The sequence below is a fragment of the Plantibacter lichenum genome, from assembly GCF_050587525.1.
Taxonomy (GTDB): Bacteria; Actinomycetota; Actinomycetes; order Actinomycetales; family Microbacteriaceae; genus Plantibacter.
Genome location: NZ_JBOBFT010000014.1, coordinates 116,065 through 122,999, shown reverse-complemented (window position 1 = coordinate 122,999; position 6,935 = coordinate 116,065). Strand labels below are relative to the sequence as shown.

Genomic DNA, 6,935 nt, shown 5'->3' with positions numbered 1-6,935 from the left:
TCCTGAAACGGCTGTGCCTCCTGAAACGGCTGTGCCTCCTGAAACGGCTGTGCCTCCTGAAACGGCTGTGCCTCCTGAAACGGCTGTGCCTCCTGAAACGGCTGTGCCTCCTGAAACGGCTGTGCCTCCCGAAACCGCTGTGCCTCCTGAAACGAGGAGATCCGCACGAGGGGCGGACGCCGTTCGGGTGAACGGCCGCTCCTCGTGCGGATCTCCTGCGCTCGTGCAGCCGGCAGTTCGCGGCAAGCGGCCGAGCCGCTACTCCGTACCGCTACTCCGTGCCGCGCCAGCGGGACAGGAGTGTCATGACGTGGTAGATCACGATCGCCGCGATGGTGCCGAGCGCGATGCCGTTGAAGCTCACGCCGCCGCCGGTCACCCAGGTGAAGTCCGCGATGCCGATGATGAGCGCCGTCGCCGCCGTGAACTGGTTGACGGGCTTTGAGAAGTCCACCTTGTTGTCGAGCCAGATCTTCACTCCGATGATGCCGATGAGGCCGTACAGTGCGGTCGTGACGCCACCGAGGACACCGGCGGGGATCGTGTTGATGACCGCACCGACCTTGGGGGAGAGCCCGAGGAGGACGGCGAAGATGCCGGCGACCCAGTACGCGGCCGTCGAGTAGACGCGCGTGGCGGCCATCACACCGATGTTCTCGCCGTAGGTCGTGGTTCCAGAACCGCCGCCGAAGCCGGCGACCATCGTCGCGAGGCCGTCGGAGAGCAGAGCGCGACCGGTGAGCTTGTTGACGGACGGTTCCGTCATCTGAGCGACACCGCGGATGTGCCCGACGTTCTCGGCGATGAGGACGAGGACCACCGGCAGGAACGCAGGAAGCACGCCCCAGAGCGCGGGGTTCGCGAACGGGTTGCCGGCGAGGTGGAACTCGGGGAGGCCGATCCACGCCGCCTTCGCGACGGGTGCGAAGTCGATCTCGTGGAACGAGGCCGCAGCGATGTAGCCGACGACGACGCCGATCACGATCGACAGTCGACCGAGGATGCCACGGAACAGCACGGTCGACAGGATGACCGCAGCGAGCGTGATGAGTGCGGTGCCCGGCGCCTGCACGAAGTTGTTCTTCGCGGCAGGAGCGAGGTTGAAGCCGATGAGCGCGACGATCGCACCCGCGACGACGGGAGGCATCAACGCGTCGATCCACCCGGTGCCGGTGAGCTGCACGATGACACCGACGATCGCGAGCAGGACACCGACGGCCAGGACGCCGAAGAGCGCTCCGCCCATGCCCTCGCTCGCGACGGCCGCGGTGATCGGCGCGATGAACGCGAACGAGGAGCCGAGGTAGCTGGGGAGGCGGTTCTTCGTGATGAGCAGGAAGAGGATCGTTCCCACACCGGAGAAGAAGAGGGTCGTGCTCGGCGGGAACCCGGTCAGGACCGGGACGAGGAACGTGGCGCCGAACATCGCGACGACGTGCTGCATGCCGAGACCGATCGTGCGCGGCCAGGTGAGTCGTGATCCGGGAGCGACGATCTCGTGCGCTCCCACCTTCTTGCCGTCACCGTGCAGTGTCCAGGGCAGTGCCATCGAATTCCTCGTTTCCGTTCAGGGCTCAGCCGATCGTAGCGAATGCGGCGCCCCGGTTCCGCGCAGGCCACGACCCGTCCGTCATCCCTCCCCGGTCCGGATCCGATGCTTCGCCGACCACCGAGGCACAGTAAGCTGAGTATTCGCCCGGTACGCCGCGCCACCGTCGTCGATCCGCGCTGCCGAATCTCCCGCCAGACCCAGCCAGAATCGAGCCCGGAGGCCCCGTGAGCACCACACCGACGTCCACACCACCCCGCACGTTCAAGAGCCGCATCGACGGTTTCTTCGAGATCACGAAACGCGGTTCGACCGTCGGCACGGAGGTGCGCGGAGGTCTCGTGACCTTCGTCGCGATGGCCTACATCGTCATCCTCAACCCGATCATCCTGAGCGGATCCCAGGACGTCACGGGCGGATCGCTCGGCTTCCCGCAGGTCGCAGCCGTCACGGCGCTCACGGCCGGCGTCATGACGATCCTGTTCGGTGTCATCGCCCGCCTCCCGTTCGCGTTCGCAGCGGGCCTCGGCATCAACTCGTTCCTCGCCGTGAGCGTCGTCGGTCAGGTCACCTGGGCCGAAGCGATGGGCCTCGTGGTCATCAACGGCCTCATCATCGTCCTCCTCGCGGCAACCGGGCTCCGCGCCATGATCTTCGGTGCGGTCCCGATCCAGTTGAAGATCGCGATCACGGTCGGCATCGGTCTGTTCATCGCGTTCATCGGATTCGTCGACGCGGGCTTCGTCCGTTCGACCGGAGCGGGTTCGCCGCCCGTGGGTCTCGGCATCGAAGGATCGGTCGCGACGGTTCCGACGGCCGTCTTCGTCATCTCCCTCCTCCTGACCGGTGTCCTCGTGGCCCGCAAGGTCAAGGGCGCACTCCTCATCGGCATCCTCGTGAGCACCGTCATCGCGATCATCGCCGAAGCGATCTTCAAGGTGGGGCCGTCCATGGGCGGCGAGCACCCCGGCGGCTGGAACCTCAGCGTTCCGACGTTCCCCACGCAGATCGTGAGCCTGCCCGACCTCAGCCTCCTCGGCCAGGTCAGCTTCGGCGGGTTCGAACGCATCGGCGCCCTTGCCGCGCTCATGCTCGTCTTCACCCTCGTCTTCACGAACTTCTTCGACGCCATGGGCACCATGACTGGACTGTCGAAGGAAGCCGGCGTCGCCGATGCGAAGGGCGACTTCCCTCGCCTGAAGTCCGCGCTCATCGTCGAGGGCGTCGGAGCCGTCGCCGGTGGTGTCGCATCCGGTTCCTCGAACACGGTCTTCATCGAGTCCGGTGCCGGCATCGGCGAAGGCGCACGGACCGGTCTCGCGAACATCGTGACCGGTGTGCTGTTCCTGCTCGCGATGTTCTTCACACCGCTCACACAGATCGTCCCGTCCGAGGTCGCTGCGGCAGCGCTCGTGATCGTCGGTGCGCTCATGATGGCGCAGATCAAGGACATCGTCTGGACTGAGTTCTCGGTCGCGCTGCCGGTGTTCCTGACGGTCGTCGTGATGCCGCTCACCTACTCGATCGCGAACGGCATCGGTGCGGGCTTCATCGCCTGGGTCGTCCTGCGCTCGCTCTCGGGCAAGGCACGCGAGATCAGCCCGCTCCTGTGGATCGTCGCGGCCGGCTTCCTGATCTTCTTCGCACGCGGCCCCATCGAGATGGCGCTCGGCGTCGCGTCCTGAGCCGCAGGTGCTGAACGGTGCGGGACGGTGATCGATGCCGTCCCGCACCGTTTCGTGGTGAGGGATGCTGCCTGGTGCTGCGCTGAGCTGACGTCGGCCGAGGTCGACTACGCCTGTGACTGCGCCTGTGCCTGTGCCTGTGCCTGTGCCTGCGATTATGACTATGACGGTGACTGCGACGACCGCAGCGCGTCGTCGAGCTGCTGCAGCCACCCTTGGAACGCGTCGGGTCCGTCGAAGTGGACACCGGGCACGGAGCCGACCTCCGGCGCCATGTCGGGCCCGTCGACGACCAAGGCGTGGCCGTTCGCTGCGATCACGACCCGGAACGCGGGCAGATCTCCGCGGTCGTCGCCCGCATAGGCGAGGGTCTGCAGGGAGCCCGCGCCGATGATGCGCTCCAGCGCGGTGCCTTTGTCCTGGTCGATCGGCATCCGGAGTTCTTCGACGAACTTGCCCGGCTCCCGTCGGAGGCCCTGCGCTTCGATCACCTGCTGGACGAGTGGTGCGATCAGCCGTTCCGCGCGGTCTCGATCGGGTGCGCGTCGCCAGTGCACGGCGACGGCGAGCGACTTGTCCTCGACGTGGACGCCTTCGATGCCGTCGAGCTCCCGGTGCAGCATCCGAGTTGCCTCCTGGACGGCGGCGGTCCACTGCCTGGCCTCCGGCAGCACCTCGATGCCGTCCGACGTCAAGCGTTCGAGCCCGTAGGAGCCGTACAGCTCCACCCCGGGGATGGCCGCTCGTTCGGCGAGGAAGCCCACGGGGCGGCCGGACAGCAGCGCGACGACGGAGAGATGCTCCGCGAGGCGTGCGAGGAGCCGCTCCGTGCCGGGCAGCAACTCGCTCGCGGTCGGGTCGTCAGTGATCGGTGCGAGGACGCCGTCGAAGTCCATCACGAGGCCGGCGCCGGGCTTCGAGGTCAGAGCGTGCAGCACAGCGGTCGCGGAGTCCATCAACCCACCCTAGCTTCGTCGTCCCCGTCACCGTCCCCGACACCGAGGGGGTTGGAGGACTCGTCGTCCGGGCCGGTCCGGGTCTGACGGCTGGTCTCAGAGCTGGTCTGAGGGCTGGGGGCAGGGCTCGTCTCAGGGCTCGGCGCGGGTCTTGAACGCCAGCTCGACGACCCATCGCGTCTTCCGGGGCTCGGTGCGCGGATCCGTGCGGTAGATCTCGCAGCGCGAGGCGAAGGCTTCGCCGTGGGCGTCCGGGCCGGTGTCGAGCACGAGTCCCTGCTCGGCGACCCAGGCGTGCAATCGGCGATTCGCCGCCATGGATTTCGCCCGATACGCGAGCACCGCGTAGTCCCCGGCGGGAAGACATCCAGCGCGCACCCGGTCGTCTGAGGCGTCGAGTGCGCGACCGCCGCCGTCGGGCTCGACCTCGACCCCGACCTCGATGTCCATCAGTGCCGACATGTCGACGACGTGGAGGCGCAGGAAGAACGGTCCGGAGGGCTCGATGCCACGCGCCGCCAGCCAGTCGATCAGTTCCGCGAGCAACCGGTCGCGATTCGACAGCATGGTGCGGAACGGAACGGTCTCGCGGATGCCGAGGGTCGCGACTTCCGCGCGACGCTCCAGCACCGGACCGTTCACGATGTCCAGCTCGCCTTCGTGCACAGCAGCATTCTGCCACGTCAGGCCGTCGACGACAGGTCGGTGCCTCCTCGTAGACTCGGGGCATGACAGGTGCAGTCCGCTTCGGCCAGTATCCGCCCGCTCAGCGCGTGATCGTGCACCTCAGCGATCCCCACCTCCTCGCGGACGGCAAGCGGCTCTACGACGCGGTCGACGTCGAGGAGAATCTGCTGCAGGCGCTCAGCCAGGTGGAACGCATGGGGATCAGCCCAGACGCTCTCGTGTTCACGGGCGACCTGACCGACCTGGGGGAGCCCGACGCCTACAGGAGGCTCCGCGAGCACGTCGAGCCCGTCGCCGCACGGCTCGGAGCACCCATCGTCTGGCTGATGGGTAACCACGATGAACGTGCGATCATGCGCACGGAACTGCTCGGGCTGGATGCGAGCGACGAACCGCTCGACGGCGTCTGGGACTTCCGCGGCCTGCGCGTCATCGGCCTGGACTCGACGGTTCCGGGGTGGCACCACGGCGAACTGACCGATGCGCAGCTCGACTGGTTGCGATCCGTCCTCGCGGTTCCGGCCCCGCTCGGCACGATCCTCGCGATGCACCATCCGCCCGTCCCATCGCCCATGCCCTTCTTCGACATCCTCGAACTGCAGGACCAGCGTCGCCTGGCGGACGTCATCCGCGGCACCGATGTTCGCGCCATCCTCGGCGGACACCTCCACTACTCGACGAGCAGCACGTTCGCCGGCATCCCCGTCTCCGTCGCGAGCGCCACCTGCTACACGATGAACCTGTCGCTCCCGCCCTACGAGGTCAACGGGATGTTCGGCGGTCAGTCGTTCAACCTCGTCCACGTGTACGAGGACCGCATCACGCACTCGGTCGTGCCGCTCGGCGACCATCAGACGGCTGCGACGTTCAGCGCGGAGTTCGTCGAGCGGATGGCAGCACTCACTCCGCAGGAGCGGCTGGAGCAGTTCTCCCGCAAGCGCTGAGCGCCGCGGAAGCGCTCGGCCCGGATCCGGGCAGGCGAACCTCCGATTCGAGCAGCTAGAGGACCGGTGCGCCGTTCGACCAGGACGGGGAGAGCACGGCCTCGACGACACGGATCCGCGGAGGGCTGGTGTTCCCGCGCATGCGTTCGATGAGGAGGTCCACCGCGAGTTCCCCGAGTTCGCGAGCGGCCACGCTCACGACCGAGACACCGGCGGGCGCAGCCGAGGTGAAGGGGAGGTCTCCGAAGACGGCGATACCGAGCTGCGTGGGGCACATCGACCGCTCGCGGAGCGCATCGACGGCACCGACGGCCATGAGATTGTTCGCGACGAACACGGCTTCGGGAGGCGCCTCCAGATCGAGGAGTTCATCGGTCGCTCGCCTGCCGCCGTCGACGCGGAAGTCGGCTCGGACGAGCAGGGATTCGTCCGGCGTGATCCCATTGCGCACGAGGGCGTCGCGCCATCCGTCGGCACGTTGGTCGGCCGTCCACACGCCGAGCGGTCCGGTGATGCACGCGATCCTCGTGAAGCCGCGTTCGATGAGCGCCTCGGTCGCGGTGGCACCCGCGCCGTGGTTGTCGAACACGACGGTGTCGACGTCGATGCCGTTGATGGTTCGATCGACCGCGACGACGGCGGTCCCACGACGGTGCAGCGGACCGAGATCACTCGTGGAGCTGGCGGGGGCGATGATGACGCCGGCCATGTGTTCGAGCGCCGCGATCTCGAGGTAGTGCGCCTCGCGGGTCGCATCGTCGTCGGTGTTGCAGAGGACGAGCGAGTACCCGTCCGCGCGGGCGCGGTCCTCGACGCCACGAGCGAGCGCCGTGAAGAACGGGTTCTCGATGTCGGGGATGACGAGCGCGATGATCTCCGAACTCTGTTTGCGGAGCGTCCTCGCCGTGCGGTTGGGCGTGTACGCCAGGAGCGCCGCCGCATCGCGCACCCGTTCGACCTTGTCCGCGGACACGGCCGTTCCGTTGAACACGCGCGAGACGGTCGCGGGCGACACCTCGGCGAGTGCCGCTACGTCGTAGATGGTCGCCATGGTGGTCCTGTCCTGGTGTGCTGTGGGTGCGCGGGGTCTGGGCGGTCGCCACTACCGAGTATA

Annotated in this window: 7 protein-coding genes; 3 read left to right on the top strand and 4 right to left on the bottom strand. The window is 67.6% G+C overall.

The annotated features are described in order from the left end of the window. Window positions 1-191 (top strand): hypothetical protein (locus tag ACQ3HB_RS17570; protein ID WP_430921772.1); only part of this gene is annotated, 191 nt, incomplete at its 5' end. An 80-nt stretch (window positions 192-271) separates the two neighbouring features. Here ACQ3HB_RS17570 and ACQ3HB_RS17565 read toward each other — a convergent pair. Continuing rightward, window positions 272-1,549 carry a uracil-xanthine permease family protein gene (locus ACQ3HB_RS17565; protein ID WP_430921771.1) on the bottom strand — a complete coding sequence of 426 codons (1,278 nt, stop codon included), beginning with the start codon at window positions 1,547-1,549 and terminating at the stop codon, window positions 272-274. 227 nt (window positions 1,550-1,776) lie between these two features. On the opposite strand from ACQ3HB_RS17565, the gene ACQ3HB_RS17560 reads away from it, so the two are divergent. Further along, the gene (locus ACQ3HB_RS17560; RefSeq protein WP_430921770.1) at window positions 1,777-3,234 is read left to right on the top strand and encodes an NCS2 family permease; all 1,458 of its coding nucleotides are present in this window, start codon (window positions 1,777-1,779) and stop codon (window positions 3,232-3,234) included. Between the two features lie 161 nt (window positions 3,235-3,395). Here the strand turns inward: ACQ3HB_RS17560 and otsB are convergent, their stop codons facing one another. Continuing rightward, window positions 3,396-4,190: a trehalose-phosphatase gene (gene otsB / locus ACQ3HB_RS17555; protein WP_430921769.1), complete on the bottom strand. Its 795-nt coding sequence runs from the start codon at window positions 4,188-4,190 to the stop codon at window positions 3,396-3,398. Between the two features lie 132 nt (window positions 4,191-4,322). After that, window positions 4,323-4,856 (bottom strand): GyrI-like domain-containing protein, encoded by a 534-nt coding sequence (locus ACQ3HB_RS17550; RefSeq protein WP_430921768.1) that lies wholly within the window; start codon window positions 4,854-4,856, stop codon window positions 4,323-4,325. 62 nt (window positions 4,857-4,918) lie between these two features. On the opposite strand from ACQ3HB_RS17550, the gene ACQ3HB_RS17545 reads away from it, so the two are divergent. Beyond that, window positions 4,919-5,821, top strand: a complete 903-nt coding sequence (locus ACQ3HB_RS17545) for a phosphodiesterase (protein WP_430921767.1) — start codon at window positions 4,919-4,921, stop codon at window positions 5,819-5,821. Between the two features lie 55 nt (window positions 5,822-5,876). On the opposite strand, the gene ACQ3HB_RS17540 is transcribed toward ACQ3HB_RS17545, so the two are convergent. Continuing rightward, window positions 5,877-6,872 carry a LacI family DNA-binding transcriptional regulator gene (locus ACQ3HB_RS17540; protein ID WP_430921765.1) on the bottom strand — a complete coding sequence of 332 codons (996 nt, stop codon included), beginning with the start codon at window positions 6,870-6,872 and terminating at the stop codon, window positions 5,877-5,879. Window positions 6,873-6,935: the final 63 nt, after the last annotated feature.

What these genes read in the sequence shown, in the direction of transcription:
- ACQ3HB_RS17565 (WP_430921771.1), bottom strand. Translation starts at nt 1,549, where the DNA reads ATGGCACTGCCCTGGACACTGCACGGTGACGGCAAGAAGGTGGGAGCG.
- otsB (WP_430921769.1), bottom strand. Translation starts at nt 4,190, where the DNA reads ATGGACTCCGCGACCGCTGTGCTGCACGCTCTGACCTCGAAGCCCGGC.
- ACQ3HB_RS17545 (WP_430921767.1), top strand. Translation starts at nt 4,919, where the DNA reads ATGACAGGTGCAGTCCGCTTCGGCCAGTATCCGCCCGCTCAGCGCGTG.
- ACQ3HB_RS17540 (WP_430921765.1), bottom strand. Translation starts at nt 6,872, where the DNA reads ATGGCGACCATCTACGACGTAGCGGCACTCGCCGAGGTGTCGCCCGCG.